Raw genomic sequence first — 25,813 nt, forward strand, 5'->3', positions numbered from 1 at the left:
GCCATTTTTAATTAGGGGGAAATCACTTGAGGTTCGCTGAGGTCATAATTGATATCAATTCATCCAGCGTGGATAAAATCTACGATTACATTGTCCCCGAGGACATGGAATTGCAACCAGGTATGAGGGTGGTAGTGGATTTTAATAGAAGGCTCATAGAGGGTTTTGTGGTGGGTATAAAAGAGACCAGCGAAATCCACATATCAAAGCTTAAAAGCGTCGTAAAGCTCATAGATTCCAAGCCGGTGTTGACGGGCAAACAGCTGGTTTTGGCTCATTGGATGAAAGAAAGGTATCTTTGCCATTTGGTAGAGGCTTTAAAGTGTATAATGCCTGTCGGCTCAAGTAAGTCCATGGAAACAGCTCGCATGATGATTACGTTAAGGGTGTCCGAGGATGAGGTGGTGCGATTTATATCTTCAAATAGCAGAAATACCAGGCAGGTAGCCGTTTTAAGTGAACTTTTAAAAAATAAGCTGCATCCTTTAGCGGCTTCGCAGGTTATAAAGGCGACGGGTGCCGACTATTCCGTATTAAAGCGCTTAAAGGAAATGGGGCTTGTAGACATCTTTTATGGAGACGTAGACAAAAACCCGTACACATCGTATCGCTGCAGCTTATCCGGGAAGTTAAAGCTGACCGCTGAGCAGCGCATGGCGCTGGATGAGATCAAAAAGGGGTTGGATGCCGGCAGCGGTAAGTATCTTTTGCACGGGGTGACAGGCAGTGGCAAGACTGAGGTTTTCCTGCAGGCGATAGAGTACAATATTGAAAAAGGCAAGGATGCCATAGTCCTGGTCCCTGAGATATCCCTGACGCCTCAGACCATAGAGCGCTTTAAAAGCAGGTTTAATGACGCCGTAGCTGTCTTACACAGCAGGCTTTCGGAGGGCGAGCGCGCCGACCAGTGGAAAAAAATAAGGGATGGAAAGGTAAAAATAGTTATAGGGGTGAGAAGCGGTGTGTTCGCCCCCTTTAAAAACCTTGGCCTGGTGATTGTGGACGAGGAACACGAAAACACTTATAAGCAGTCGGATATGAGGCCCAAATACGATGCCCGTGAGGTGGCAGAAAAGAGATGTGAGATGGAAGGCGCCGTGCTGGTACTGGCATCTGCAACGCCTTCTGTTTTAAGTTATTACAGGGCGCAGCAAGGGCAGTTTAAGCTGCTTGAGTTGAAAAAAAGGATCAATAGTAATAATATGCCTTGTGTGCAAATCGTGGATATGAGGCAGGAACTGATGGCTGGCAATCGCTCTATTTTTAGCAGAGCGCTTTATCAGGAGATAAAAAGGGCTCTTGCGAAGCGTGAGCAGATGATACTTTTTTTGAACAGAAGAGGTTATTATACCTTTGTGTCCTGCAGGATGTGCGGTTTTGTGATGAAATGCCCTCATTGCAACATATCCATGACATACCACGTGGAGGGAAAGCTTCGCTGTCATTACTGCGGTTACAGCGAGGATGTGCCTTCTGTATGCCCTTCCTGTGGGCAGAAAAGCATTAGATATTTTGGCATAGGCACAGAAAGGGTGGAAAAAGAGATCAAAAGGCTTTTTCCTGAAATCAGGGTTCTCAGAATGGATGTAGACACCACGAGAAGAAAAGGCTCTTTTGAGAGGATTTATAACGCGTTTAAAAACAGAGAGGCAGATGTCCTTATAGGAACCCAGATGATATCCAAAGGGTTGGATTTCCCAGGGGTCTCGCTGGTGGGCGTTATAACGGCGGATACAGCATTGAATTTTCCGGATTATAACGCCTCTGAGCGAACGTTTCAGCTGATCACCCAGGTAGCGGGAAGAGCGGGCAGAGGTGATGGCGTTGGAAGGGTTATTGTTCAAACCTATTACCCGGATCATTACGCTATTCTATGCGCAAGAGACCATGACTACGAAGGATTCTATAGAAAGGAGATAGCATTTCGAGAAAAAACAGGCTACCCTCCTTTTTCAGAGCTGGCGGTCTTTACCCTTTCAGGCCTTGACGATGAAATTGTGATGGAGAATTCTAAGCTGTTATATGATATAATAAATGTGTGCAACGATGGCAGTGTGGAAGTATTTGCGCCGGTGCCTGCTTTGCTTCACAAGCTGAAAGACAGATACCGGTGGAATATTGTGTTAAAAAGCAGGCATGGCGATAAATTAAGGCGCGTTATAAGCCTTAGTTACGACAGGATAAAAGAGATAGGCAGCAAGGATATCTTGGTTTCTTACGATATAAATTATGTAACACTGGCATAGGAGGAATACGGGTTGGCTATAAGAAATATCAGGAAATACAATGATGAGATCTTGAGGAAGAAATCAAAAAAAGTGGAAAAATTTGACGAGAGGTTAATGCAGCTTTTAAGCGATATGGCAGAGACGATGTACCAGGCCAATGGAGTGGGCCTTGCGGCTCCTCAGGTAGGGGTGTTAAAGAGAGTGGTGGTTATAGATACGGGAGATGGCCTTATTGAGTTGATAAACCCTGTGATAGTAGAACAGGAAGGAGAGCAAATAGAAGTGGAAGGGTGTTTGAGCATTCCCGATGTCCTGGGGGAGGTCAAAAGGCCCAAAAAGGTAAAGGTCAATGCTCAAGACAGATTCGGCAATAATATAAATGTGGCAGGAGAGGATCTTTTGGCGAGGGCTATATGCCATGAGCTGGATCACCTGGATGGGGTGTTGTTCATAGATAAGGTGATAAGGTTTGTGGACAAAAATGAGCAGGATAAAGAAGTGAAGCGATCATGAAGACGGTTTTTATGGGAACTCCGGATTTTGCGGTACCCTCCTTGAGAGTGGTAGCAGAGAATACCGACTTAGCCCTTGTCGTCACTCAACCCGATAGGCCCCAGGGCCGAGGACATAAGCTTAAGCCCCCTCCGGTAAAAGAAGAAGCGTTAAGGTACGGTGTAAAAGTGGTTCAACCAGAAAAGCTCAAAGGCAATGAGGAATTCTTAAGCCTTCTTAAAGATATAAAGCCAGATTTGATTGTGGTAGTAGCCTATGGTAAAATATTGCGTAAAGAGGTGCTGGATATACCTCGTTACGGCTGTATCAACGTCCATGCATCATTGCTTCCCAAATACAGGGGTGCTGCGCCCATAAATTGGGCTATAATAAACGGCGAAAAACATACGGGTATAACCACCATGTACATGGATACGGGATTGGATACAGGGGATATTATACTTCAGGAGGTTGTAGATATAGGCGAGAACGATACAGCCGGTTCTTTGCACGATAGATTAAAAGATGTAGGTGCTAAGGTGCTATGCGATACGCTGCGATTGATAGAGCAAGGCAAGGCCGTAAGGGTTCCTCAAGATGACAACAGTAGTACCTATGCACCTGCGCTAGATAAAGACACGGGGCGTATCGACTGGACCAAGAGAGCAGTGGACATCGTAAACCTGATAAGAGGTACAAACCCGTGGCCTGGAGCCTACACCCGCTATGGTGGCCAGGTGCTCAAAATATGGAGGGCTCAGGTAGTACAATGTTCTAAAGAGGGAAAGCCTGGAGAGGTGATGATGGCTGATGAGAAAAAGGGTTTTATCGTGCGGTGTGGAGAAGGATGCGTGAGCATACAGGAATTGCAGGCACCTAATTCGAGGAGAATGTCTTATATGGAGTATTTGCGGGGCCATCGCGTAGAGGAAGGAAAGTCAATGGGCGATGTTAGCTAAAAAAAGGGTTTTATTTGGCATTGCAGCGGGGATAGCGCTGGCATTTGGAGCGATAGGAGCAGTTTTGCTGTACATCTTATTTGTAGGTGATCTTCAGGTCTACAGGACAGTGATGAAGGTTATAGTGGCAATGCTGTTTGCCATTATGCTATCTTTTTTCATCGTTCTGTCACTTCTAGCGCTGGCGCTGGTAAAAAGTCCTGGTTTGCAGTTAGCAAGTTTTGCCAGTAGGCTTTTAAGTGTGATATTTGCTATGGCTATTCCCGTATGCAGGCTGTTAAAACTAAATACAGAAAAGATTCAGGCGTCTTATGCGGAGATAAACAACAGCCTTGTAAGATCCCACAGGGTTAATGTGAAACCTGAGGAAGTGCTCATTCTGGCACCTCATTGCCTTCAGTGGTCAGGATGTGGGAGGAGGATAACCGTCGATGTAAACAATTGCGCCCGATGCGGAAAGTGTACGGTTTCAGGTTTACTGGATATCTCCCGAAGGTATGGTGTCAATTTGACTATAGCTACAGGGGGAACTGTTGCGAGAAAAAAAGTCGTAGAGTTTAAACCTAAAGCTATAGTAGCTATAGCGTGCGAGAGAGATCTTTCCAGCGGCATACAGGACGTCAACACTGTGCCCGTGTTAGGGGTGTTAAACATCAGGCCCAATGGGCCGTGCTTTGATACCACCGTTGACCTCGCGGCGGTGGAAGATGCTGTTAAATTCTTTTTAGAGGAGGAATGAGATATGCCTTTTTTCTATGGGTTTGATTACACTTACGTTGTATACGTTCTGCCGGCTCTCATTTTTGCCCTTTACGCTCAGGCCAAAGTCCAGAGCACTTTTGCCAGGTATCTTGATGTACCCAACAGCTATGGTTTTACGGGCGCTGAAGTAGCCAGAAGGCTATTGGACAGAAATGGCCTATACGATGTGGCGGTTCAGATGATACCCGGCAGCTTGACAGATCACTATGATCCGAGGGAGAGGGTCTTGAGGTTATCCGAGGATGTTTATGCCAGCAATTCGATTGCAGCTATAGGGGTAGCTGCTCACGAGACAGGTCATGCCCTTCAACACGCTGAGGGTTATGCCCCTCTTGCTATAAGGAATTCCCTTGTACCTGTGGCTAATCTGGGTTCTAATCTTACATGGATTTTTGTCATAGCAGGTATAATTTTGGGTTTGCCTTCTTTGATAAATATAGGCATACTGTTTTTCATAGGCGCGGTTTTGTTCCAGATCGTCACACTTCCTGTAGAATTTAATGCCAGCAGAAGAGCGCTGGCGATGTTGAGCAACGAAGGCTTTGTCGCGCAAAGCGAATTGAGTCCAATAAGGTCAGTGTTGGGTGCAGCTGCTATGACGTATGTTGCTGCTACGATTATGGCTATAGCGCAGCTTTTAAGGCTTTTAGCTATCAGGGGTAGAGAAGATTAATGGATGCCAGGGAGTTGGCCTTTAAGGTTTTAATGGATATAGAAAAAAATCGATCTTACGCTGATATAGCCCTTAAAAAGTACCTCAATAAAACGCCGTTGGATCCTAGGGATAGGGCACTGGCTACAGAATTGGTATACGGGGTAGTAGAGCGCAGGAATACCCTTGATTATGTGATTTCATCTTTGTCTAGTAAGAGATCAAAACCTGACATCCGCGCGCTAAATGTGCTCAGGATGGGGTTGTATCAGATTATGTACCTGGATAAAATCCCGCCATCGGCGGCCTGTGATCAGGCCGTGGAGTTGGCTAAAAAGCACTGCGGTATAGGGCTTTCAAAATTTGTAAACGCCATTATAAGGTCGTATCTGAGAAACGGAGTTGAATTCCCTGAGGAGAGCCTTCAGCCTGTGAAATATCTGGCGCTTAAATACTCTCACCCTGAGTGGATGGTTGAAAGATTCTTGAAGGATTATGATTATCAGTTTGTACGAGATTTTTTGGATGCCAACAATCGCAAGGCTGAGACATGCATAAGGGTAAACACGCTTAAGACTTCGGATGAAGAGCTTACGGCGATTTTAGAAAACGAAGGTTTTGAAACCAAGAGAGGAAAATACGCTGCGGAGGCCATTTACGTGCATGGCGTAAAAAGAATCGATAAATTAAACTCTTATAAGGATGGCCTTTTCCACGTGCAAGGCGAGAGCTCTATGTTGGTGTCCCATATGCTTGACCCTAAGCCAGGGGAATTTATAATAGATGTCTGTGGGGCTCCTGGAGGAAAAGCTACCCATATAGCCCAGCTTATGGATAATAAAGGCACTGTAGTGGCCAGGGATATTTACCAGCACAGAGTTGATTTAATCCTCAGAAACTGCAAGAGATTAGGTGTGACTATTGTCAAGCCACAGCTTTATGATGCGCAGGTTTTGGATTGGGATATGGTGGACAAAGCTGATAGGGTACTGGTGGATGCGCCGTGTACAGGATATGGGGTTATACGCAAAAAGCCTGATATAAAGTGGTACAGGAACTCTGAGGACGAATCGGAGTTGGTGAATGTACAGCATAGGATTTTGTATAACGCCTCGAGGTATGTGAAAAAAGGTGGTCTGTTGGTGTACAGTACGTGTACTATTACCCGGAGGGAAAATGAGGAGCAGGTCAATATGTTTCTGCTGGAAAACCGGGATTTTCAGCTGGAGTCGTCTTTGGCCTTGTATCCACATATTCATGGCCTTGATGGATTTTTCATATCCTGTTTAAGGCGAAAATAAAATTGGAGGATTATTATGATAGATCTTTATGACCTTAGTATTCAAGAATTGGAAGATCTCTTTAAAAAGATCGGGGAGCCTTCTTATAGGGCAAAACAGATGTTTGACTGGCTATATAAGGGCATTCAGGATATTTCGGAAGTCACGGTGTTTTCCAATGAATTAAAGGACAAATTGAGGGAGATCGCTTATATAGGCAGGCTTTCTGTGGTAAAGAAGCAGCTCTCAAAGGATAAAGAGACGATAAAGTACCTCTTTAAGCTGAAGGACAAAAACGTAATTGAGAGCGTCGTCATAAAGTACCGATTTGGGTACACACAGTGCATTTCTACACAGGTAGGGTGCAGAATGGGTTGTGCTTTTTGTGCGTCTACGGTAGATGGCATAGAACGCAATCTCACCTCAGGGGAAATGGTTGAGCAAATACTTGCCGCCCAAAGGGATACGGGGCGTAAAATGTCTAGAGTGGTACTCATGGGAAGCGGAGAACCTATGGACAATTACGCAGAGGTGTTAAAATTTATAAGGTGCATTAACATCGAAAGGGGATTGAATATAGGACAGAGGCATATTACCGTTTCCACCTGTGGTATCGTACCTGGAATCCTGAAATTGGCGGAAGAAGGGCTTCAGGTGAACCTAGCCGTTTCGCTTCACGCACCTAACGACGAGATAAGGTCACAGCTGATGCCCATTAACAAAAAGTACGGTATCAAAGACGTATTACAAGCGTGTAAATACTACGTGCTGAGGACCAACAGAAGGGTTACGTTTGAATACGCTCTTATAAGGGGATTAAATGATTCTATCCACCACGCAGTTGAGTTGGCTAAGCTTTTAAAAGAAATACTGTGCCACGTAAACCTGATACCTGTAAACAACGTAAAAGACCAGTTTTTGCGTCCCAGCGAAGAAAGGGTAAATGAATTCGCCAGAGCTCTTCAGATAAGGGGTATTAGTACCACTGTGAGGAGAGAACTGGGTAGCGATATAAAAGCGGCATGTGGCCAGCTCAGGCGTAGCTATGTAAGCGGTAAGTGAGGTGAGACTTATGAAAGCTGTGGGGAAAACCGATGTGGGAAATACCCGTGAGAATAACGAAGACGGGTATTATATCAAAAACGATGATGAACTGAAGCTGTTTATAGTAGCAGACGGTATGGGAGGGCACAATGCCGGTGAAATAGCCAGCAGCCTCGCTATTAAGTCCGTAGCGGATTACTTTGAAGAGAACTATAAAAAAATCAACAAGAGGGATTGTGACATAGTTAATTTTATAAAAGAGGCTATAGTGCAGGGGAATTTAGAGGTATTTAAAAGAGCAATGCTGAATAAGAGCATGAATGGCATGGGAACTACCTTGACTTTACTGCTCATCGAGAACGGCAAGTACTTTTTGGGCCATATAGGTGACAGCAGGGCATATCTGGTAAGGGACGGGGAGATCAAGCAGATATCCAACGATCATTCCCTGGTGGCAGAACTGATACGCCAGGGAAGTATAACGGAGAATGAAGCGAGGGTGCATCCCCAGAGGAATATAATAACAAGGGCGCTGGGGACAGAGGACGACATAGAAATAGATATTGCCTTTGACCATGTAAACCCTGGTGATATAATTTTGCTCTGCACCGATGGATTGACTAGTATGCTCACTGACCAGGAAATTTTGGATATAATTTACGATAAAGAGCCGGAGATGGCCTGTGAAGAGCTGGTTAAGGCAGCTAATGCTAGGGGAGGCTATGATAACATCACTGTGGTTATCACGAAGGTGGAATCTTAGCAGATAGGAGGTGAAAAAGTTGATAGGGAGGTTGCTGGGAAACAGGTATGAGATTTTGGAGAAAATAGGGGAAGGCGGCATGGGGATTGTCTACAAGGCCAGATGTAATTTATTAAATAGGTATGTAGCCATAAAGGTATTGCGCCCGGAGTACGCCAATGATGAAGATTTTGTCAAGAGGTTTAAGAGAGAATCTCAGGCTGCGGCAAGTTTATCCCATCCCAACATAGTGAGCATATATGACGTAGGATGCGACGACGGGATATATTATATAGTGATGGAGTACGTCAATGGAAAGACGTTAAAAAAGATCATAAAAGAAAGCAATGGTCCGCTGCCTGTGGATTATGCTGTGGACATAGCAAGGCAGGTAGCTTCTGCCCTGGATCACGCCCATAAGAGAGGAGTTGTGCACAGGGATATAAAGCCGCAGAATATCATCGTAACAGATGAGGGCAGGGCGAAGGTTACGGACTTTGGCATAGCCAGGGCTGGAGGCAACACTACTTTGACCTATAGCGGCAATATTATAGGTACGGCTCAGTATTTTTCACCTGAGCAGGCAAAAGGCGGATATATAGACGCCAAATCCGATGTGTATTCGCTGGGTATTGTTCTGTATGAGATGGTTACGGGTAAATTGCCCTTTGACGGGGAGAGCCCCATATCTGTGGCACTTAAACACATCCAGGAAGAGATCGTTCAGCCAAAAAATATCAATCCGTCTATACCTCATGCTTTGAACATGATAATAATGAAAGCCACCCAAAAGGATCAAAATGCCAGATACCAGAGCGCCGAAGACCTTCTCACGGATTTAGGGCGCTTTTTAAAGGATCCTTATGGCGACTTTGTAAATATTAACGATAATTTTTCTGACGATGTCACCAAGGTAATAAAAATAAAGGACGAGAGAATATCTGACGCGCTAAAATCTAAAAACCAGGACACGCGTAAGGATAAAGGCGTATTGAAAAAGGTTTTTATGAGCATTGCCATTTTAGCTTTGGTCCTCATTGCGCTGGGCGCCGTATCTGCTGCGGGGGTTTACTATTTAAATAATTCAATGAGAGCCAAGGAAGTGACGGTTCCTGATCTAGTGGGTATGAAAGCTGATGACGCTAAAGCGCTTTTACAAAAGTACCACCTTAAACAAAAGGAAATCACGATGTACAATGACCAGTATCCCGCTGGCGTGGTGTTTAAACAAGAGCCTGAGCAAGGGACCAAAGTAAAAGAGGATTATGTGATTACACTGTACGTGAGCAAGGGAGTGCAGATGGTGACAATACCCGATGTGACGGGAATAGATTACAGAGATGCCCAGATAAAACTGGATAACGTAGGTTTAAATAGCAGCGTTAAATACGTATACGACGACAGACCTGCGAATATCGTCATATCCCAGTATCCTTCGCCGGATGCTGGTGAGGTCAAAAAAGGTACTACTGTGGTGTTGACTGTAAGCAAAGGTCCCAACAAGACTGCAGTGCCTTCGCTTGTAGGCTTGGATTTGGAGGCTGCCAAAAACCTATTGCAAAACAACCAGCTTCAGCTGGGACAAGTTCAATACCAGGAAGATGCAGGTCCGGAAAATGTGGTGTTGAAGCAGTCTGTGGATCCCGGACAGTCGGTGGACATAGGTACGGCAATAGACCTGGTTGTAAGCAAAAAGCCATCTCAGGTACAGACTCCGTCGGATCAACAATCCCAGCAGCCCTCGCAAGACCAGCAGACTCAGAATCAGCAACAGCAGTCAGGCCAGCAGACTCAGCCTGGGCAGAACCAGAACAAAGGTCAACAGGCTGTTACTAAAAATGTAGTAGTAACCTTGCCTCAATCTGACAAGCCCATGAATGTGCAATTGGTTATGGTTCAGGGGAAAAAGACCACTGTGGTTTACAGCGGTGTGAATAAATACACGGACAGCCCGCTTAGCATACCTGTTACGGCAAAGGGCAAGGCGGTTTTACAGCTTTACATTGATGGAAAACTACAGAGTACTCAAGAGGTAGATTTTCGTTGAAAGGCGTAATTGTAAAAGGCGTTGGGGGTTTGTATTACGTTAAGACCGAAAGCGGGGTTTACCCATGTAGAGCCAGGGGTAGGTTCAGGAAAGATGAAATAATACCGATGATAGGGGATCGGGTAGAAATAGACGTGGTAAATGAAAGAGGAGAAGGCTTTATAAAGGAAATTCTTCCTAGAGACAACTTTATGATTAGACCTCCTGTAGCCAACATTGATCAGGTCATCGCGGTGTTTTCTGTGACAAATCCTGATCCCAACCTTCTTTACGTGGATAAGCTCCTGCTTATGTGCCATACCAGTGGTATTTGTCCTGTTATTTGCATAAATAAGATCGATCTAGACGAAAAAGATGTTGCCAGCTACTATGGAAATATCTACATTAAAGCTGGGTATAAAGTGGTCTTTACATCTACGGTAAACAAAACAGGGATAGGCGAACTAATAGGGACTATGAAGGGCAAGGTATCCGCTATGGCAGGCCCATCGGGAGTGGGTAAGTCTTCCCTGCTTAACGCTATTCAGCCAGATCTAAATCTTAAGACAGGGGATGTAAGCTACAAAGCTAACAGGGGCAAGCATACCACAAAACACGTAGAATTACTTGAGTTGAAAGTCGGTGGTTATATACTGGATACACCAGGTTTTGGGGCAATAGATCTGAGCTTTTTGACCAGGGCAGAGGTAGCAGCGAGTTACCCTGAATTTAAAGCTTATCAAGGGCAATGCCGCTTTGTGGATTGTTTGCACATTTTTGAACCGGGCTGCAAGGTTAAAGAAGCTTTACAGGCAGGAGAGATAAGTTATGAGCGATACCAAAATTACACGCGCATTCAAGAAGAGGTAAAAGCTGCAGAGGAAAGGAGATATGATTAATGCCATTATTATCGCCGTCTATACTGGCAGCCGACTTTGCCTGTCTCCTTGAGGAGATTTTAAAAGTGGAAAAAGCCGGTGCCGATATGTTGCATATTGATGTGATGGATGGCCATTTTGTTCCCAATTTGAGTTTTGGCATTCCTGTAATACAGTCTATTGTGGGCAAAACATCTTTGCCTTTTGACGTGCACCTGATGGTGGATAACCCTGATGCGTATGTCAACGAACTGGCCAGGCTGGGCGTCTACAATATAACAGTGCATGCAGAATCCTGCATCCATATGGATAGGCTTTTAAATCGGATTAAAAGCGCTGGTATAAAAGCCTCTGTGGCTTTGAATCCATCTACTCCTTTAACGGTATTGGATTACACCTTGGCTTTATGCGATATGGTGCTTATAATGACCGTAAACCCCGGCTTTGGAGGACAGAAGCTCATTCCATATACGCTAGAGAAGGTAAGGGATTTAAAAGTTTTGAAAGAGAAAAGGGGATTAGAGTTCTTAATTCAGGTAGACGGAGGTATTGACATTCAAAATGTCAGAAAAGTGATAGACGCAGGTGCGGATGTAATAGTAGCTGGAACATGTGTTTTTAAAAGCGAAAACGTAGAAAAAACAGTGTATATGTTAAAAGGCGGGGTGTAATGTGAAGGGGCTTGTAATAACCCATGGCACTATTTGCGACATCAATTTTTATAGAGGCATGGATTACGATATATGCGTGTGCGCTGATGGAGGGATAGAATACGCCCGAAAGTTGAATATAATACCTGATTTGATAATAGGGGATTTTGATTCTTGCAACAGGGATTTACTAGACGAATTTATTGAGAAAGGTGTAAAAGTGCAGAAGTTTCCTGTAGAAAAGGATTTTACAGATACCCAGCTGGCTGTAGATGCGGCTGTAGACATGGGATGTGACGAAATAACGATAATCGGGGGGATAGGTTATCGACTGGATCACACTATAGCCAACATCCACATACTGGTAGATTTGGTCAGGAGAAATATCCAGGGACGTATTGTGGATGAGCACAACGAAATTTTTATAATCAAGGGAGAAAAGAGAATACAAGAAAAGCCAGGATGCATAATATCGCTAATACCCTTTGGCGGGCGAGCAGAAGGGCTCAAAAGTAAGGGGCTTTATTATCCATTGCCCGATTTTATGGATATCTATAAACCCTGTGGGGTCAGCAACGTGTTTACAGAAGAAGAGGCGTGGATTGCGGTAAAGAAGGGAATGCTGCTGGCGATAGTGGCAAGAGACTAGTAGCAACTCATACTTTTTTAGAATAGTATATAACAAAAAGGCTTTAGGGGCTGGTTTCCATGAAATTAGGAAAAAAGAATTACAATAAGTGGATCGGGGCAGCCGCCATAGCGATAGGAATTTTAGTAATTTTGATAAGCATACCTTCCTGGCTGTGGTTTTTGGTAATGGGCATTGTGATCGTAGGGGTAGGATTAGAACTGTACCAGCGATGAGAGAATAAATAAAAAGCGACATCAGCAGTCGCTTTTTATATAGCCCTTTGCACTTTGCCTGAACGTATGCAGCTAGTACATACATTCAACCTTTTAGGCGTGCCATTGACGATCACTCTGATCTTTTTGATATTTGCTTCCCATCTTCTGTTGGTCCTTTTGTGGGAATGGCTGTATTTAATTCCCATTATTGCTGTTTTATTACATATATCGCATACCCTTGCCATGTTGAACACCTCCTTGAAATTCCACGCCTTTTATTTTAGCATATAATTGAGGAAAAAAACAAGGTGGTATTGTGAAAGTATGAGAGAATTACAGTATATCAAAGGAGTGGGGCCCAAAAGGGTGAAGCTTTTAAACCGATTGGGCATATATTCTCTAGAAGATCTTTTGTATTATTTCCCGAGAGAATACGAGTTGAGAGAAGTAACGCCTATATCCAGGCTGATAAACGGCGAAAAGCAGACTATAAAATGTAAAATCATGGATTATGCCAGGGAGATCAAGGCCCGCAGTGGCCTTATTATTACTAAGATCCCTGTGTACGATGGCACGGGTTATGCCAGCCTTGTATGGTTTAACCAGCCTTATAAAAAGGACGAATTTAAAATAGGCGCTGAATACATTTTAACGGGAAAAGTAAACATAAAATTTGGGGAAGTTCAGCTCCTTTCCCCGGAGGTTCAAAAGAGCACAGGTATTGTACCTGTTTACAGGCTTACAGAAAATTTAAGTCCTGTGCTAATGCGCAACATAATTTTAAATGCTCTCAATCGCGTGGAAGAAATTGAGGAGATTTTTTCCGACTCATTTAGGGAAAAATACGATTTGATGGAGATCCACCAAGGTTTAAGGCAAATGCATTTTCCCGATGATGAAAAAATGCTGGAAAAAGCCAGAAAGAGATTTGCCTTTGAAGAGCTTTTCTTTTTGCAATTGGGCATGTTATTAAAGAAAATGGAAAATCAAGTGCAGCAGGGGATACGTTTTAAACCCCGTCGGGAAGTGAATGATTTTATAAATAGGCTGCCTTTTAATATGACAGCAGCTCAAAAGCGCGTGTGGGAACAGGTAGAGCAGGATATGAGCTGCGATAAGGTCATGAACAGGTTGATTTTGGGAGATGTAGGGTCGGGAAAGACGTTAATTGCGGTTCTGGCATCGCTGATGGCTGCGTACAACGGCTATCAAACGGCGTTTATGGTCCCGACGGAGGTCCTGGCAGAGCAGCATTACAGGAATATAGCGAGGATGCTAAAGGATTGTGATGTGGACGTGGCTCTGCTCACCGGGAGCCTTGCGCCAAAGCAAAAATCAGTGGTTTTAGAGGGCATCGAGTCGGGAGATGTGGACATAGTCATAGGAACTCATGCCATAATACAAGATGGGGTCAAGTTTAAAAATCTGGGACTGGTGGTAACCGACGAGCAGCACAGGTTTGGAGTAAAGCAGAGGGCAATGCTATCTCAGAAGGGCCAGAATCCGGACATGCTTATCATGACGGCTACGCCAATTCCCAGGACTATGGCACTGGTTTTGTACGGAGATCTGGATGTGAGCATAATAGATGAGATGCCGCCAGGTCGCAAAAAGATAATGACGTACGCCGTAGATGAAGGCATGAGCGATAGGGTGTATGAATTTGTGCGAAAGTTGGTTAAAAGTGGAAGACAGGCTTACGTGGTATGCCCGTTGATAGAGGATTCTGAGGTCATAGAGGCTAAATCCGCCGTAGAGCATTTTGAGTATTTGAAAGACAAATACTTTAAAGATTGTAAATTGGGATTGCTCCACGGCAAAGTTTCCCCTGCTGAAAAGGACAAGACCATGAGGGATTTTTCGGAAGGTAATATAGACGTCCTGGTCTCTACTACTGTAATTGAAGTGGGCATAGATGTGCCTAATGCCTGCGCTATAGTGGTGGAGAATGCCGAAAGATTTGGGCTGGCGCAACTGCATCAGTTGAGAGGGAGAGTCGGCCGCGGCGATCATCAGTCGTATTGCTTTTTAATATCCAGTATGGCTTCGGAAATCATAAGAAAGCGCATGGAAATAATGGTTAAGTCTCAAAATGGATTTGAAATTGCGGAAAAAGATATGGAGCTTAGAGGGCCGGGAGAATTTTTAGGGGTGAGGCAGCACGGAATGCCTGAATTTAAAGTTACAGATCTTTCTAGAGATTTTGACTGTTTAAAAAAAGCCAGACAGGCTGTAGAAGAAATATTAAAGGAAGATCCCGATATGGACATCCCTGAAAATCGCATTATTAAAAATGTATTAAAAAAGAAATTTTCCAAAGAATACGATGATGTTATATTAAATTAGAAATAAATATATATATTTCCTTAGTATATACGCTACGTTATATGGTTATATTAATAGTGCAGGCACAAAGGAGGTGATATAAATGGCACAAGGATCAGCAACAAGAAATCCGTTAGTAGTAAGCCAGGCTAAGGCTGCTATGAACAAATGGAAATACGAAGTTGCTAATGAATTGGGCATTCAACCTCCTGCAGATGGATATTGGGGAAATCTGACATCAAGGGACTGCGGTGCTGTTGGAGGGCACATGGTGAGAAAGATGATCGAGATGGCTGAAGCTAGCATTGCTAATGCTAATCAGACTACTCGTTAAAGCTTATAAAAAGGAATGATCCTTTTAAGGTATCATTCCTTTTTACATGAGCGCAAAATTAAAAATCCAGGTGTTGTCACCTGGATTTTTTGGGAGAGGAGAAATTGAAGGAAGAATTTTGGGGGAATTTTGCTTCCCGATTATATTTTTGACATTTTTTAATCTTTTATACATAATCTTAAAAAATCTTACGTCGTTGTTTTTATCATTTATATGTGATAAAATAATAAGACGATGTTAAGACCAGCCAAAAGGCAGATAAGAGGTGCCAAATGAGGGTTATATCAGGGACGGCAAGAGGCGTAAAGCTTTATTGCCCGGAAGGTTCCGATGTAAGGCCCACTGCCGATAGGGTTAAGGAGGCCATATTTAATATAGTGCAGTTCAATGTGTCTGGTGCTGTGGTGTTGGATTTGTTCTCAGGCAGTGGAGCACTGGGAATCGAATCATTAAGCCGCGGAGCAGAAAAGGCGGTGTTTGTGGACAAGAGCAAAGTGAGCGTGCGGTTTATAAAAAGAAATCTCTTATCCACAAAGTTAATGGACAGGGCTATGGTGTTTTGTATGCCGGTGGAAAAGGCTTTGAAAAACCTTAAAGGGCCTTTTGACCTGATATTTATGGATCCGCCCTACTCTAAGGGCCTTATTATTCCTACTTTATGGGAAATAAGCCGCAGAGGCGTTTTAAAGGATGAAGGCATTGTCGTAGTGGAGCACGAAGCTAAAGACGTATTGCCTGATGAAATAGAAAATCTTGTAAGGTACAAGCAAAGGGAATACGGGAGAACATCGGTAAGCTTTTATAAAATTTCGAAATTTAGTTGTGAAGGGTGAGAGCAATGAAAGTGGCAGTTTACCCAGGCAGTTTTGACCCTGTAACCAATGGACATATTGACATTATAAACAGGAGTGCCAAGATATTTGACAAGCTCATTGTGGGGGTCTTGAAAAACCCCCATAAAACGCCCATGTTTTCTGTGGAAGAGCGGATAGATATGCTTAAAAAAGTCACGGTAGATATGCCCAATGTAGAGGTGTACGGTTTTTCTGGGTTATTGGTCAATTTTATGAAGGAACACAATGCCAGCGTTATAATAAAAGGCTTGAGAATGGTATCGGATTTTGAGTACGAGTTTCAAATGGCCCTTATGAACAAAAAGTTAGATGACAATATTGAAACGCTTTTCATGATGACCAGCAGTCAATACGCTTATCTAAGTTCAAGCCTTATCAAAGAAGTAGCTCAGTTTGGCGGATGCCTTAAAGGCCTGGTCCCAGATCAATTAATCCCTATAATAATCAAAAGGGCGAGATAGTCGTTATCTTATTATATGATGTACCACGCTTTTAACGATGTGATATGAAAGCCCTAATAGCAGAAATAACGCGATGGCAGCTAAGAAGTTGATAGAAGAGCTTTCTAGTTTGCTCAGCCAGGTGCTTGTGCCTACATAAAAAACGGGTATTTCAGGTTTTAAAAAGGCCAGCACTATGGGCGAATAGACAAAAGTAAAAAAGGCATGGAGTGTTTTTGATAGAAAAAAGGGCAAGTACGATATGTCGGTTTTTGTTATCAGGCTAAATATCTGAGCGTGGGCAGAGAGTCCACCCCAGGCTATTAAGGTGGCAACAAGCATTACCTTGTACGTTGCATCTACATGGGATGTGCTTATATTGTATGCGCCTACGGTAATTTCAACAAGGCCGGTTAAAAATTCAGGCATAATACCGGTTATCTTTGCCAGGATGTTTACGATTCCCGTGATATTTAAAAGGCGTATTAGCACTGAAAAGAAGACGATGTATCCCCCTATGGTGAGTATTGTATTTACAGAGCTTACAACGCTTTCTGAGAGGAGATCTCCAAAGGTCTTCCCATTTCTTTTTCTTGTTTCAACCATTTCCCTTAAAGCTCTTTTTACGTCGATTTTTACCGGTGAGTGTTTTTCACCCTGGCTTTTGTAAAATCTAAATGCGAATCCTACAGTTATTGCGCCAAGGTAATTGGCGGCTATTATTGAATAACCTGCAATAGGGCTGTTGAACATGCCTACGCCTACTGCTCCTATCATGAAAAGAGGTCCGGAGTTGTTGCAAAAAGACATCAGGCGCTCTGCTTCAATTTTTGTACATAGTTTTTCCTGGCGCATCCTTGAAATGACCTTTGCACCCATAGGGTAGCCTGATGTAAATCCCATGGCCATGGCAAAAGAGCCGGAACCTGGGACGTTGAACAATGGGCGCATAATGGGCTCTAAAAGGACACCGATGAAGTTCACCACTCCCAGGCCTAGTAGCAATTCCGAACCGATGAAAAACGGCAAAAGGGTGGGGAATACCGTATCCAGCCATAGCCTTAATCCTGAAGATGCGGCGATTAAAATATCTTTCGGGAAGGCGATGAGCAAGGCTGTCATTGCTATTACCATGAGAGCCAGTGTGATTGTGGAAAAATGCTCGTATTTGCTTTTTGCTTTCATTTTAATCCTCCCTGTGCCACCGTGTAGTATAAATATATACCAGCACAGGGTGTAATATGAATCGCAAGTGATTTACTATATTATAATAGGTGATGCGGTCTGGTCGCGACCCGCCCTTTTCTCCTCAGGGTTTTTAAAGCCTAGGACGTATAAATCGGTGGCTTTAGCCTCGATTTCCAGCATTGACCTTGTCGGCTCAGGATATTTTGAAATGTCGCCTATATTAGATATGATGGGTAGTGGAGAGTTCTTTTTTATAAGCTTTAAAAGCTCTCTGCCTTTTTCGTTAAACCCTAAAACCCTTATGTACTGGGGCCCTCCATTGTCGTTAAAAGTGTTTAGTTGTCTTTTTTCCATACCTAAAAGAGCGTGTATTAATATCCTGTTTATTCTGGTCATGGTATACCTCTTGGTTTTTATCTGGTTTATTAAAGCGCTTAACTCACCTGTTTCCCTGGAGCATTTTAAAAGCCTGTTCTCCAGTCCTTCGCTTACGTCCTGTATCGCTCTGAGCGCTTTTTCGGAGCTCCTTCTGAGCACAAAAAATATGAGCGCTTCAAAATTTTCCATGAAGACGGGACCTTTGCCCTTTCTAAATTGTTCCACCAGCACACTGTAACAGGTATCAGGCATAGTGCCTTTGACGTGGTCTACGTGGCCTTTTTTTAAGGCGTTTCGTATAGCTGTGGCGCTGGAGATATGGCTTATCTCCACATCATGGTAGCCTGATGATATCCGCTTTATGGTGTAAGGCTTTACATTGCTGTTTAGCCTTATGAGATTTTTTAGGTACTCTACGGCCAAAATGTTGTTGGGCGTGGACAGTATTTGATGTACGCCATCGACGCTTTCCTGAAGGGCAAGCTGTCTTGCTACCGGAAAGGATACACCTCGCTTAAGGTGTTTTTTTACAGAATCCTTAAAAGACGGATTTTCGTATGCCAGGATTTCAGCTGCTTTTTTTAAAGCCTGGATATCACCTGATTCACTGCCAAAGCAGATGCTATCCACAATCCTAGTCTCATTTAAAAGTTTTATCGCTCCGTAGGCGAATATTTCGGCGCTCTGCACTGCGTATACGGCGGGGAGTTCTATAACCAGATCTACGCCGCTGAATAAAGCCATCTTACACCTGGCCCATTTGTCTACAAGTGCAGGTTCGCCCCGCTGTATGAAGTTTCCGCTCATGACGGCTACTACATGGGTGGCACCTGTCAGCTTTTTGGACATGGTCAGGTGATACAGGTGGCCATTGTGAAAGGGGTTGTATTCAACGATTAATCCCAGTACGTGCACGATATCACCTCACGGTATTTTTGTACATATTTTATATTAATTTTATGCAAATATCTACAGGCATCAAAAGATATTAGAAAATGCGCTGTGCTTGGGCTGTAGCCTTTCTCATGGTTGTTTGGTTTGCTTTGAAAAAACGATTAGAATGTGATAAAATAAATTCGATATTCTGTATACATAATATTCATTTTGAAAGGGGTCAACACAATGGATGTCATAGGTAATATTATCAATAAGGCTAAGGGCGATATAAAAAAAATAGTATTGCCAGAAGGGACAGAGGCCAGAAATTTAAAAGCCGCTGAAATCGCCTTAAGAGAAAAGATTGCCCAGGTAATATTGCTGGGTAATGAGGCTGAGATAAAAGCTGCGGCTAAAGGCCTGGACATATCAGGCGCTGAAATCATCGACCCTGCGACTTCACCTAAACACGCGGAATACGCAGAAGCGTTTTACCAGCTGAGAAAACATAAAGGCATGACTATGGAAAAAGCAAGAGAAATTGTAAAAGACCCTATGTACTATGGATGCATGATGGTGAAAATGGATGATGCAGATGGTCTGGTATCAGGCGCAGTTCACGCTACTGCTGATCTATTAAGGCCGGCCTTTCAGATCATAAAGACAGCGCCAGGCGTATCAGTCGTATCCAGCGCTTTTATCATGATAGTGCCCAATTGTGATCTTGGTGCTGATGGAGTTTTACTGTACGCCGACTGCGGAGTGATACCAAATCCCACAGCGGAACAGCTGGCCTCTATAGCTGTATCAGCTGCTGGTACCATGAGAGCACTGGTAGGAGTAGAACCTGTTGTGGCTATGCTTTCTTTTTCCACTAAAGGCAGTGCAGAGCATGAGCTGGTGGATAAGGTGAGAAAGGCTACAGAAATGGCAAAGGCAATGGCTCCGGACTTGCAGATTGACGGCGAATTGCAGGCGGATGCTGCGTTGATACCGGAGGTCGCTCAGTTAAAAGCCCCTGGAAGCAAGGTCGCAGGGCGCGCCAATGTGCTTATATTCCCGGATCTGCAGGCAGGCAATATAGGCTATAAGTTGACTCAGAGGTTGGCAAAGGCCGAAGCTATAGGTCCTCTGTTGCAAGGACTGGCTAAACCTGTAAATGATTTATCGAGGGGCTGCAGTCCCGAAGACATAGTGGCTGAAATCGCCATAACGGCTGTGGAAGCTCAAAGCTTGTAAATATGATGAGAAGGGTGATTTGCGGTGAATATACTTGTGATTAACTGCGGTAGCAGTTCGGTAAAATACCAGCTTATAAATATGACCGATGAATCGGTTATGGCCAATGGCCAGATTCAGAGGATAGGTTTGGATTCCCAGATACTGAGGCATACCCGATACGATCATAGATACCCTGATAGACCGTGTGTTGCTCGCGATCACGCAGAGGCTTTAAAAGTAGTTATAGACGTGCTGCTGGATAAAGAGTTGGGCGTCATAAACGACCTTTCGGAGATCGGGGCTATAGGCCACCGAGTAGTTCATGGCGGTGAAAAATTTGCCCACTCGGTACTGATAGACCAGGAGGTTTTAAGCGCTATAAAGGAAAACTCGGATTTGGCTCCTCTGCACAATCCTCCTAACATACTGGGCATTGAGGTGTGCCAGAAGCTGATGCCCAATACGCCCAACGTGGCGGTTTTTGATACGGCTTTTCACCAGACCATGCCTGAGGAAGCTTATATATACCCATTGCCTTATGAGTATTACGAAAAATACAAGATAAGGAGATATGGTTTTCACGGGACATCCCACAAGTACGCAGCCCAGACTACGGCTCAGGCGATGGGAAGACCTGTAGAGGAATTAAAAATCGTAACCGTGCATTTGGGCAACGGTTCCAGCATCGCTGCTGTAAAGTACGGAAAGTCCATCGATACCACCATGGGTTTTACACCTCTTGAGGGCGTGCCTATGGGGACCAGAAGCGGTAGCATAGATCCAGCTATAATACAGTTTTTAATGCAAAAGGAGAACATGACGATAAATCAGGTAATGGATGTGTTAAATAAAAAATCGGGCTTAACGGGGATATCCGGCGTAGGAGCTGATACCAGGGATCTGGTGGACAGCATGGAAAAGGGCAATAAGCGCGCAAAACTATCTCTTGATATATTGAGCTACCAGGTGGCAAAATTTATAGGGGCGTACGCTGTGGCTATGGATGGCATTGACGCCATTGCTTTTACAGGTGGTATAGGGACATATGAAATCTGCGTGAGAGAAAATATTTTGAAAAGGCTGGGTTTCCTGGGCGTTAAGCTGGACAACGAGAAAAACCAGATGGTGAATAAGATTGTGGAAATAACTAGTGAAGATTCTAAAGTCAAAGCGTATGTTATACCTACCAATGAAGAATTGATGATCGCGCGGGAGACCAGAGATGCGTTGAAATAATTAATTTTCTTGACATGGGCTGGTGCCCCCTGTATAATAGATGTGGTAATCACGGGGTGATCTTTATGAAGCTGGACGTAATGAAGCTGTTTGCGACCGACAACCGCACCGTAGAGCTAGACTACGATGAGGAGGTAAAGGTAGAAAGGGCAGATATTAAAGAGGCGATGGGGCCAGCTCATGTTCACTTGACGGTTCTTGGTACGGACAATGGCGTCATCATAAAAGGCACGGCTAGGCAAAAGCTTTTGGTGTTTTGCTATAGGTGCTTGGCGCCCTTTGAATACGATCTTTTGGCGGATATATACGAGGACATATCGTTTTCTGAGGGCGGAGATGAAGAAGAAGGGATATTGTCTGACGATAAAAAGTACATTGATTTGGACGAAGTACTAAATGCGGCTTTGTATCTATCGTTACCTATGCGCTTTGAGTGCTCCGAGAACTGCGTGGGTCTGGGCATTACCGGTGAGGAACATAGCGATGAAAGTGATTGCCATGATGTGGATCCACGGTTGGCGGTTTTAAAGAAGTACTTTGAAAAGGATTAGGAGGTGCAGATATGGCTGCAGTACCCAAGAGGAGGATATCCAAGTCCAGAAGGGATAAAAGGCGCACCCATTATAAATTGGAAGCCCCTAAATTTGTGGAGTGCCCTCACTGCCATGAGCTTATGATACCCCATAGGGTATGCAAGAGCTGTGGCTATTACGATGGAAGAAGCGTAATCGCAGAGGCAAAATAGTAATGTGAATGCATTACTATTTTGCCTTTTTTTGTCTTTTTATTCTGAAGCGGCTTGATTTTTTTTCGGATATCTTATATACTATATTAATAGCAGGTCACAATAGCTGGTAATAAAAGAGGTGTGCGATGAAAAGGGCTTTATCAAAATCCAAAAGACATGAAGAAATAAGAAAAATGATAGCAGAAAACCCCTTTTTAACTGATGAAAGCCTCGCCGAAGCACTAGGTGTGAGTATACAGACTATTCGATTGGATCGCATGGAGATGGGAATACCTGAGCAAAAAGAGAGAATAAAGAGCGTAGCCGAGAATAAATTTGAGAGCATAAGGGCTTTAGCATTTAATGAGATCGTAGGTCAGTTGGTTAATTTTAAATTAGGCGAGGGAGGTACATCGGTATTTCAGCCTTCTAAGCACATGGCCTTTGAAAAGTCCGGTGTGATAAAAGGCCAGTATATTTACGCTCAGGCTGAATCTCTGGCTATTTCTGTAATAGATGCTGATGTAGCCCTTATAGGTGTGGCCAATATAAAGTATAAACATCCTGTTTACAGCGGCGATACGCTGGTTGCTACAGCTGAGGTCATAAGGAAGAGAGGCAATAAGTATTTTGTATGGGTCAAGATAAAGAAAGACGAGGAAGAGGTATTCAGGGGAAAATTTATCCTGGTCTCTCTTGATGATCGAAAAGAGAGGTGAAATTGTATTGAGAATTGCAGTAGATGCCATGGGCGGCGATAATGCTCCTCGCGAGATTGTAAAGGGCGCTGTACTGGCTGCTAAGGACATGAGTGATCAGATTGTGCTTATAGGGGAAAAGGATGCAATACAGGCCGTCCTGAGCAAAGAAAAGGATTTGCCTTATAATATCGAGGTAGTACACGCGTCCGAGGTGATAACAGGAGAAGACAGCCCGGTGGCAGCTATCAGGTCTAAAAGGGAGTCGTCGATGTATATAGGCCTTGAGATGTTGAGGGATAAAGAATGCGATGCGTTTATATCCGCAGGTAATACCGGGGCGTTTATGGTAGGTGCGCTTATGATCGTGGGGCGGATAAATGGCATTAAGAGGCCGGCATTGGCTCCTATCATACCTACTAAAACGGGAAATATGTTGATGATAGATGCAGGTTCCAATACCGATTGCGACGAGGAGAACCTTATGCAATTTGCTAGGATGGGGTCTATATACTGCAGTTATGTCCTCGACGTAGAGAATCCAAGGGTAGGGATATTCAATGTAGGTTCAGAGCCGGGCAAAGGCAATGAGTTGACTAAAAAGGTGTATAAACTGTTAGAGTTATCTGACCTCAACTTTGTAGGAAATATAGAAGGCCGTGATATTCCTTTTGGCAAAGCAGATGTACTGGTCTGCGATGGCTTTGTGGGTAATGCCATTTTAAAATCTATGGAAGGGACAGCTCTGTTGCTTTTAGATATGATAAGGGAAGAACTTACTAAAAACTGGATTACGAAGTTGTGCGCATTGGGTTTGAAAAATGGCTTTAAGAGAATTGCCAAAAAAATGGATTACAATGAATATGGAGCGGCTCCTTTTTTGGGAATAAATGGCGCTTGTTTAAAAGCCCATGGTACGTCCAATGCCAAGACGATAAAAAATGCTATCTTTCAGGCGCAGAAATACGTAAAAAGCGGTGTAATCGATTATATTCAAAGAGAGATGATGTTGGGGGCTGATAAAAGTGGCTGAGCTAAGGAATGTAGGAATAATTGGCACAGGGCATTATGTTCCGCAAAAAGTGGTAACTAATTTTGACCTTATGAAAATGGTGGATACCAGTGACGAGTGGATAAGGACAAGGACTGGAATAAGAGAAAGGCGCATTGCTGATGAAAACACTGCTACTTCAGATCTGGCAGCACAGGCTGCAGAGCGCGCCATTCAGGACGCGGGAATCGATGCTGATGACATAGATATGATAATAGTGTCCACTGTAACACCTGACATGAATTTTCCATCTACTGCTTGTATCGTCCAGGAAAAAATAGGAGCGCAAAGGGCCTTTGCGTTTGATATCGAGGCAGCCTGCTCGGGATTCATTTACGGCTTGACCATTGCCCAGCAGTTTATATCTACAGGGTATTGCGATACGGCATTGCTGGTTTGCGCTGATACCTTATCCAAGATAACCAATTGGGAGGACAGGAATACCTGTGTGTTGTTTGGAGATGGTGCTGGGGCAGTGGTATTAGGTGCGGTAAGCGAGGGATACGGTTTGCTCTCAACGGTTATGGGAGCAGATGGTAGAGGCGGCCAGAGTTTGAACATGCCAGGCGGTGGATCCCGTATGCCTTTGTCAAAAGAGGTATTGGATAAAAAGCTAAATACCATACACATGAACGGACAGGATATATTTAAGTTTGCTGTAAAGGTTATGGCAGGGGCTTCTATAGAGGTCTTGGAAAAATGCAATTTAAAACCTGAAGACGTGGATTTTCTGATTCCCCATCAGGCCAATATAAGAATTATTGATTCCGCAGTAAAAAGGTTGTCGTTGTCGTACGATAAGGTATACGTTAACCTGGATAAATACGGCAATATGTCTTCTGCTTCCATTCCTGTAGCTTTAGATGAAGCGCTGAAAGAGGGCAAAATACATAAGGGCGATGTGGTGCTTTTTGTAGGCTTTGGAGCAGGGTTAACGTGGGGATCTGCTGTGGTCAGGTGGGCAAAATAGGAGGGTCTTATTTATGTTTCATACCAAGTTGTGCGATATACTGGGCATAAAGTATCCCATCATTCAGGGCGGAATGGCATGGGTTGCCACTGCAGAACTGGCAGCGGCTGTATCTAACGCTGGAGGATTGGGCATTATTGGTGCAGGTAATGCTCCGGCTTCTTTTGTGAGGCAGCAGATAAGAAAAGCTAGGGAGCTGACAGATAAACCTTTTGGCGTCAATGTGATGCTTATGTCTCCTTTTGTGGAAGAGGTGATGGACGCCGTCTGTGAAGAAAGAGTATCTGTTATAACCACAGGGGCTGGTAATCCTGGCAAGTACATAGAAAGGCTTAAAAGCCTGGATATTAAAGTGATACCTGTTGTGCCTTCGGTAGCGCTGGCAAAGCGTATGGAGAGAGAAGGAGTAGATGCTGTTATAGCGGAGGGAACCGAGTCGGGAGGTCATATAGGCGAACTGACCACCTTGGCGTTAGTCCCTCAGGTAGTAGATGCGGTGAATATCCCGGTGGTGGCAGCAGGAGGTATAGCCGACGGCAGGGGATTTGTAGCTGCCATGGCTCTGGGGGCTTGTGGCGTGCAGATAGGCACCAGATTTATATGCGCTGTTGAATGTACGGCCCATGAAAACTATAAAAAGGCTGTACTGCAGGCAGGTGACAGGGATTCAGTGGTCACGGGTAGGCCTACAGGTCACCCTGTCAGGGTGTTGAAAAACAGATTGACCAGGCAGTTTGAGCTTTTAGAAAAAAACCATGCACCGGTAGAGGAGTTTGAAAAGCTAGGTGCGGGAAAGCTTAAAGCGGCGGTTGTAGATGGCGATGTAGAATACGGTTCGGTGATGGCAGGGCAGATAGCCGGCCTTGTCAATGAGATAAAACCCGCTGCCCAGATAATACAGGACATATTAGGGCAAGCGAAGGTTGTGATAGAAAAAGTCAGGGGGATGATATGAG

28 protein-coding genes are annotated in these 25,813 nt (G+C 44.1%); 25 read left to right on the plus strand and 3 right to left on the minus strand.

Annotated elements, in window-relative coordinates; translation table 11 throughout:
* Positions 1-26: 26 nt before the first annotated feature.
* Genes priA through CALPO_RS14695 form a run of 13 tightly spaced genes read left to right on the plus strand, consistent with a single transcriptional unit; the run spans position 27 to position 12,577 of the window.
* Positions 27-2,246, plus strand: coding sequence for a primosomal protein N' (gene priA / locus CALPO_RS0110055; RefSeq protein ID WP_026487201.1), 2,220 nt, complete (start codon positions 27-29; stop codon positions 2,244-2,246).
* A 12-nt stretch (positions 2,247-2,258) separates the two neighbouring features.
* Positions 2,259-2,741 (plus strand): peptide deformylase, encoded by a 483-nt coding sequence (def, locus tag CALPO_RS0110060; RefSeq protein WP_026487202.1) that lies wholly within the window; start codon positions 2,259-2,261, stop codon positions 2,739-2,741.
* Entirely contained in the window at positions 2,738-3,679 is a 942-nt protein-coding gene (fmt, locus tag CALPO_RS0110065) for a methionyl-tRNA formyltransferase (RefSeq protein WP_026487203.1), read from the plus strand. The genes def and fmt overlap by 4 nt, the downstream gene beginning before the upstream one ends.
* Positions 3,669-4,418, plus strand: a complete 750-nt coding sequence (locus CALPO_RS0110070) for a DUF116 domain-containing protein (RefSeq protein WP_026487204.1) — start codon at positions 3,669-3,671, stop codon at positions 4,416-4,418. The genes fmt and CALPO_RS0110070 overlap by 11 nt, the downstream gene beginning before the upstream one ends.
* A gap of 3 nt (positions 4,419-4,421) precedes the next feature.
* On the plus strand, positions 4,422-5,114 hold the full coding sequence (locus tag CALPO_RS0110075) for a zinc metallopeptidase (protein WP_026487205.1): 693 nt from the start codon (positions 4,422-4,424) through the stop codon (positions 5,112-5,114).
* The gene (gene rsmB, locus CALPO_RS0110080) at positions 5,114-6,394 is read left to right on the plus strand and encodes a 16S rRNA (cytosine(967)-C(5))-methyltransferase RsmB (protein WP_026487206.1); all 1,281 of its coding nucleotides are present in this window, start codon (positions 5,114-5,116) and stop codon (positions 6,392-6,394) included. Before CALPO_RS0110075 ends, rsmB begins: the two co-directional genes overlap by 1 nt.
* Positions 6,395-6,409: 15 nt before the next feature.
* Positions 6,410-7,435 carry a 23S rRNA (adenine(2503)-C(2))-methyltransferase RlmN gene (gene rlmN / locus CALPO_RS0110085; RefSeq protein ID WP_026487207.1) on the plus strand — a complete coding sequence of 342 codons (1,026 nt, stop codon included), beginning with the start codon at positions 6,410-6,412 and terminating at the stop codon, positions 7,433-7,435.
* A 10-nt stretch (positions 7,436-7,445) separates the two neighbouring features.
* Positions 7,446-8,180: a Stp1/IreP family PP2C-type Ser/Thr phosphatase gene (locus CALPO_RS0110090; protein ID WP_026487208.1), complete on the plus strand. Its 735-nt coding sequence runs from the start codon at positions 7,446-7,448 to the stop codon at positions 8,178-8,180.
* A 19-nt stretch (positions 8,181-8,199) separates the two neighbouring features.
* Entirely contained in the window at positions 8,200-10,206 is a 2,007-nt protein-coding gene (gene pknB, locus CALPO_RS0110095; RefSeq protein ID WP_026487209.1) for a Stk1 family PASTA domain-containing Ser/Thr kinase, read from the plus strand.
* Positions 10,203-11,084, plus strand: a complete 882-nt coding sequence (gene rsgA / locus CALPO_RS0110100; RefSeq protein WP_026487210.1) for a ribosome small subunit-dependent GTPase A — start codon at positions 10,203-10,205, stop codon at positions 11,082-11,084. Before pknB ends, rsgA begins: the two co-directional genes overlap by 4 nt.
* Positions 11,084-11,734: a ribulose-phosphate 3-epimerase gene (rpe, locus tag CALPO_RS0110105; RefSeq protein ID WP_026487211.1), complete on the plus strand. Its 651-nt coding sequence runs from the start codon at positions 11,084-11,086 to the stop codon at positions 11,732-11,734. Before rsgA ends, rpe begins: the two co-directional genes overlap by 1 nt.
* 1 nt (position 11,735) lies before the next feature.
* Positions 11,736-12,362, plus strand: coding sequence for a thiamine diphosphokinase (locus CALPO_RS0110110; RefSeq protein ID WP_026487212.1), 627 nt, complete (start codon positions 11,736-11,738; stop codon positions 12,360-12,362).
* A 59-nt stretch (positions 12,363-12,421) separates the two neighbouring features.
* The gene (locus tag CALPO_RS14695; protein WP_156940174.1) at positions 12,422-12,577 is read left to right on the plus strand and encodes a hypothetical protein; all 156 of its coding nucleotides are present in this window, start codon (positions 12,422-12,424) and stop codon (positions 12,575-12,577) included.
* A 35-nt stretch (positions 12,578-12,612) separates the two neighbouring features.
* Here CALPO_RS14695 and rpmB read toward each other — a convergent pair whose 3' ends face one another.
* Positions 12,613-12,804 carry a 50S ribosomal protein L28 gene (gene rpmB, locus CALPO_RS0110120; RefSeq protein ID WP_026487213.1) on the minus strand — a complete coding sequence of 64 codons (192 nt, stop codon included), beginning with the start codon at positions 12,802-12,804 and terminating at the stop codon, positions 12,613-12,615.
* Between the two features lie 79 nt (positions 12,805-12,883).
* Between rpmB and recG the strand changes: the two genes are divergently transcribed.
* The 4 genes from recG (at position 12,884) to coaD (ending at position 16,533) form a co-directional block, all read left to right on the plus strand.
* Positions 12,884-14,905 (plus strand): ATP-dependent DNA helicase RecG, encoded by a 2,022-nt coding sequence (gene recG, locus CALPO_RS0110125; protein ID WP_026487214.1) that lies wholly within the window; start codon positions 12,884-12,886, stop codon positions 14,903-14,905.
* A gap of 82 nt (positions 14,906-14,987) precedes the next feature.
* Entirely contained in the window at positions 14,988-15,218 is a 231-nt protein-coding gene (locus CALPO_RS0110130) for an alpha/beta-type small acid-soluble spore protein (RefSeq protein ID WP_026487215.1), read from the plus strand.
* A gap of 272 nt (positions 15,219-15,490) precedes the next feature.
* Positions 15,491-16,051, plus strand: a complete 561-nt coding sequence (gene rsmD / locus CALPO_RS0110135) for a 16S rRNA (guanine(966)-N(2))-methyltransferase RsmD (RefSeq protein WP_026487216.1) — start codon at positions 15,491-15,493, stop codon at positions 16,049-16,051.
* Positions 16,052-16,056: 5 nt separating this feature from the next.
* Positions 16,057-16,533: a pantetheine-phosphate adenylyltransferase gene (gene coaD / locus CALPO_RS0110140; RefSeq protein WP_026487217.1), complete on the plus strand. Its 477-nt coding sequence runs from the start codon at positions 16,057-16,059 to the stop codon at positions 16,531-16,533.
* Between the two features lie 3 nt (positions 16,534-16,536).
* On the opposite strand, the gene ylbJ is transcribed toward coaD, so the two are convergent.
* The gene (ylbJ, locus tag CALPO_RS0110145) at positions 16,537-17,697 is read right to left on the minus strand and encodes a sporulation integral membrane protein YlbJ (RefSeq protein ID WP_035172551.1); all 1,161 of its coding nucleotides are present in this window, start codon (positions 17,695-17,697) and stop codon (positions 16,537-16,539) included.
* 75 nt (positions 17,698-17,772) lie between these two features.
* On the minus strand, positions 17,773-18,993 hold the full coding sequence (locus CALPO_RS0110150) for a nucleotidyltransferase (protein WP_026487219.1): 1,221 nt from the start codon (positions 18,991-18,993) through the stop codon (positions 17,773-17,775).
* A 207-nt stretch (positions 18,994-19,200) separates the two neighbouring features.
* On the opposite strand from CALPO_RS0110150, the gene pta reads away from it, so the two are divergent.
* The 8 genes from pta to fabK all read left to right on the plus strand — a co-directional run bounded on the left by pta (position 19,201) and on the right by fabK (position 25,812).
* Positions 19,201-20,193, plus strand: coding sequence for a phosphate acetyltransferase (gene pta, locus CALPO_RS0110155; RefSeq protein ID WP_026487220.1), 993 nt, complete (start codon positions 19,201-19,203; stop codon positions 20,191-20,193).
* A 24-nt stretch (positions 20,194-20,217) separates the two neighbouring features.
* Complete coding sequence (locus CALPO_RS0110160; protein WP_026487221.1) at positions 20,218-21,411, plus strand: acetate/propionate family kinase; 1,194 nt, start codon at positions 20,218-20,220, stop codon at positions 21,409-21,411.
* A gap of 65 nt (positions 21,412-21,476) precedes the next feature.
* Positions 21,477-21,962, plus strand: coding sequence for a YceD family protein (locus CALPO_RS14270; protein ID WP_051585959.1), 486 nt, complete (start codon positions 21,477-21,479; stop codon positions 21,960-21,962).
* 11 nt (positions 21,963-21,973) lie between these two features.
* Complete coding sequence (gene rpmF / locus CALPO_RS0110170; RefSeq protein WP_026487222.1) at positions 21,974-22,156, plus strand: 50S ribosomal protein L32; 183 nt, start codon at positions 21,974-21,976, stop codon at positions 22,154-22,156.
* Positions 22,157-22,284: 128 nt separating this feature from the next.
* Entirely contained in the window at positions 22,285-22,857 is a 573-nt protein-coding gene (gene fapR, locus CALPO_RS0110175) for a transcription factor FapR (RefSeq protein WP_026487223.1), read from the plus strand.
* A gap of 7 nt (positions 22,858-22,864) precedes the next feature.
* Complete coding sequence (gene plsX, locus CALPO_RS0110180) at positions 22,865-23,869, plus strand: phosphate acyltransferase PlsX (RefSeq protein WP_026487224.1); 1,005 nt, start codon at positions 22,865-22,867, stop codon at positions 23,867-23,869.
* The gene (locus CALPO_RS0110185) at positions 23,862-24,857 is read left to right on the plus strand and encodes a beta-ketoacyl-ACP synthase III (protein ID WP_026487225.1); all 996 of its coding nucleotides are present in this window, start codon (positions 23,862-23,864) and stop codon (positions 24,855-24,857) included. The genes plsX and CALPO_RS0110185 overlap by 8 nt, the downstream gene beginning before the upstream one ends.
* Before the next feature lie 13 nt (positions 24,858-24,870).
* Positions 24,871-25,812 (plus strand): enoyl-[acyl-carrier-protein] reductase FabK, encoded by a 942-nt coding sequence (gene fabK, locus CALPO_RS0110190; RefSeq protein ID WP_026487226.1) that lies wholly within the window; start codon positions 24,871-24,873, stop codon positions 25,810-25,812.
* Position 25,813 lies beyond the last annotated feature (1 nt).

The organism is Caldanaerobius polysaccharolyticus DSM 13641 (genome assembly GCF_000427425.1).
Lineage (GTDB): Bacteria > Bacillota > Thermoanaerobacteria > Thermoanaerobacterales > Caldanaerobiaceae > Caldanaerobius > Caldanaerobius polysaccharolyticus.

Coding starts and splice junctions, on each gene's coding strand:
- CALPO_RS0110090 (WP_026487208.1), top strand. CDS start 7,446: ATGAAAGCTGTGGGGAAAACCGATGTGGGAAATACCCGTGAGAATAAC.
- CALPO_RS0110130 (WP_026487215.1), top strand. CDS start 14,988: ATGGCACAAGGATCAGCAACAAGAAATCCGTTAGTAGTAAGCCAGGCT.
- fapR (WP_026487223.1), top strand. CDS start 22,285: ATGAAAAGGGCTTTATCAAAATCCAAAAGACATGAAGAAATAAGAAAA.
- ylbJ (WP_035172551.1), bottom strand. CDS start 17,697: ATGAAAGCAAAAAGCAAATACGAGCATTTTTCCACAATCACACTGGCT.
- CALPO_RS14695 (WP_156940174.1), top strand. CDS start 12,422: ATGAAATTAGGAAAAAAGAATTACAATAAGTGGATCGGGGCAGCCGCC.
- rlmN (WP_026487207.1), top strand. CDS start 6,410: ATGATAGATCTTTATGACCTTAGTATTCAAGAATTGGAAGATCTCTTT.
- CALPO_RS0110075 (WP_026487205.1), top strand. CDS start 4,422: ATGCCTTTTTTCTATGGGTTTGATTACACTTACGTTGTATACGTTCTG.
- fmt (WP_026487203.1), top strand. CDS start 2,738: ATGAAGACGGTTTTTATGGGAACTCCGGATTTTGCGGTACCCTCCTTG.
- rpmB (WP_026487213.1), bottom strand. CDS start 12,804: ATGGCAAGGGTATGCGATATATGTAATAAAACAGCAATAATGGGAATT.
- rpmF (WP_026487222.1), top strand. CDS start 21,974: ATGGCTGCAGTACCCAAGAGGAGGATATCCAAGTCCAGAAGGGATAAA.
- CALPO_RS14270 (WP_051585959.1), top strand. CDS start 21,477: ATGAAGCTGGACGTAATGAAGCTGTTTGCGACCGACAACCGCACCGTA.
- recG (WP_026487214.1), top strand. CDS start 12,884: ATGAGAGAATTACAGTATATCAAAGGAGTGGGGCCCAAAAGGGTGAAG.
- rsmD (WP_026487216.1), top strand. CDS start 15,491: ATGAGGGTTATATCAGGGACGGCAAGAGGCGTAAAGCTTTATTGCCCG.
- pta (WP_026487220.1), top strand. CDS start 19,201: ATGGATGTCATAGGTAATATTATCAATAAGGCTAAGGGCGATATAAAA.
- CALPO_RS0110070 (WP_026487204.1), top strand. CDS start 3,669: ATGTTAGCTAAAAAAAGGGTTTTATTTGGCATTGCAGCGGGGATAGCG.
- rpe (WP_026487211.1), top strand. CDS start 11,084: ATGCCATTATTATCGCCGTCTATACTGGCAGCCGACTTTGCCTGTCTC.
- rsmB (WP_026487206.1), top strand. CDS start 5,114: ATGGATGCCAGGGAGTTGGCCTTTAAGGTTTTAATGGATATAGAAAAA.
- fabK (WP_026487226.1), top strand. CDS start 24,871: ATGTTTCATACCAAGTTGTGCGATATACTGGGCATAAAGTATCCCATC.
- coaD (WP_026487217.1), top strand. CDS start 16,057: ATGAAAGTGGCAGTTTACCCAGGCAGTTTTGACCCTGTAACCAATGGA.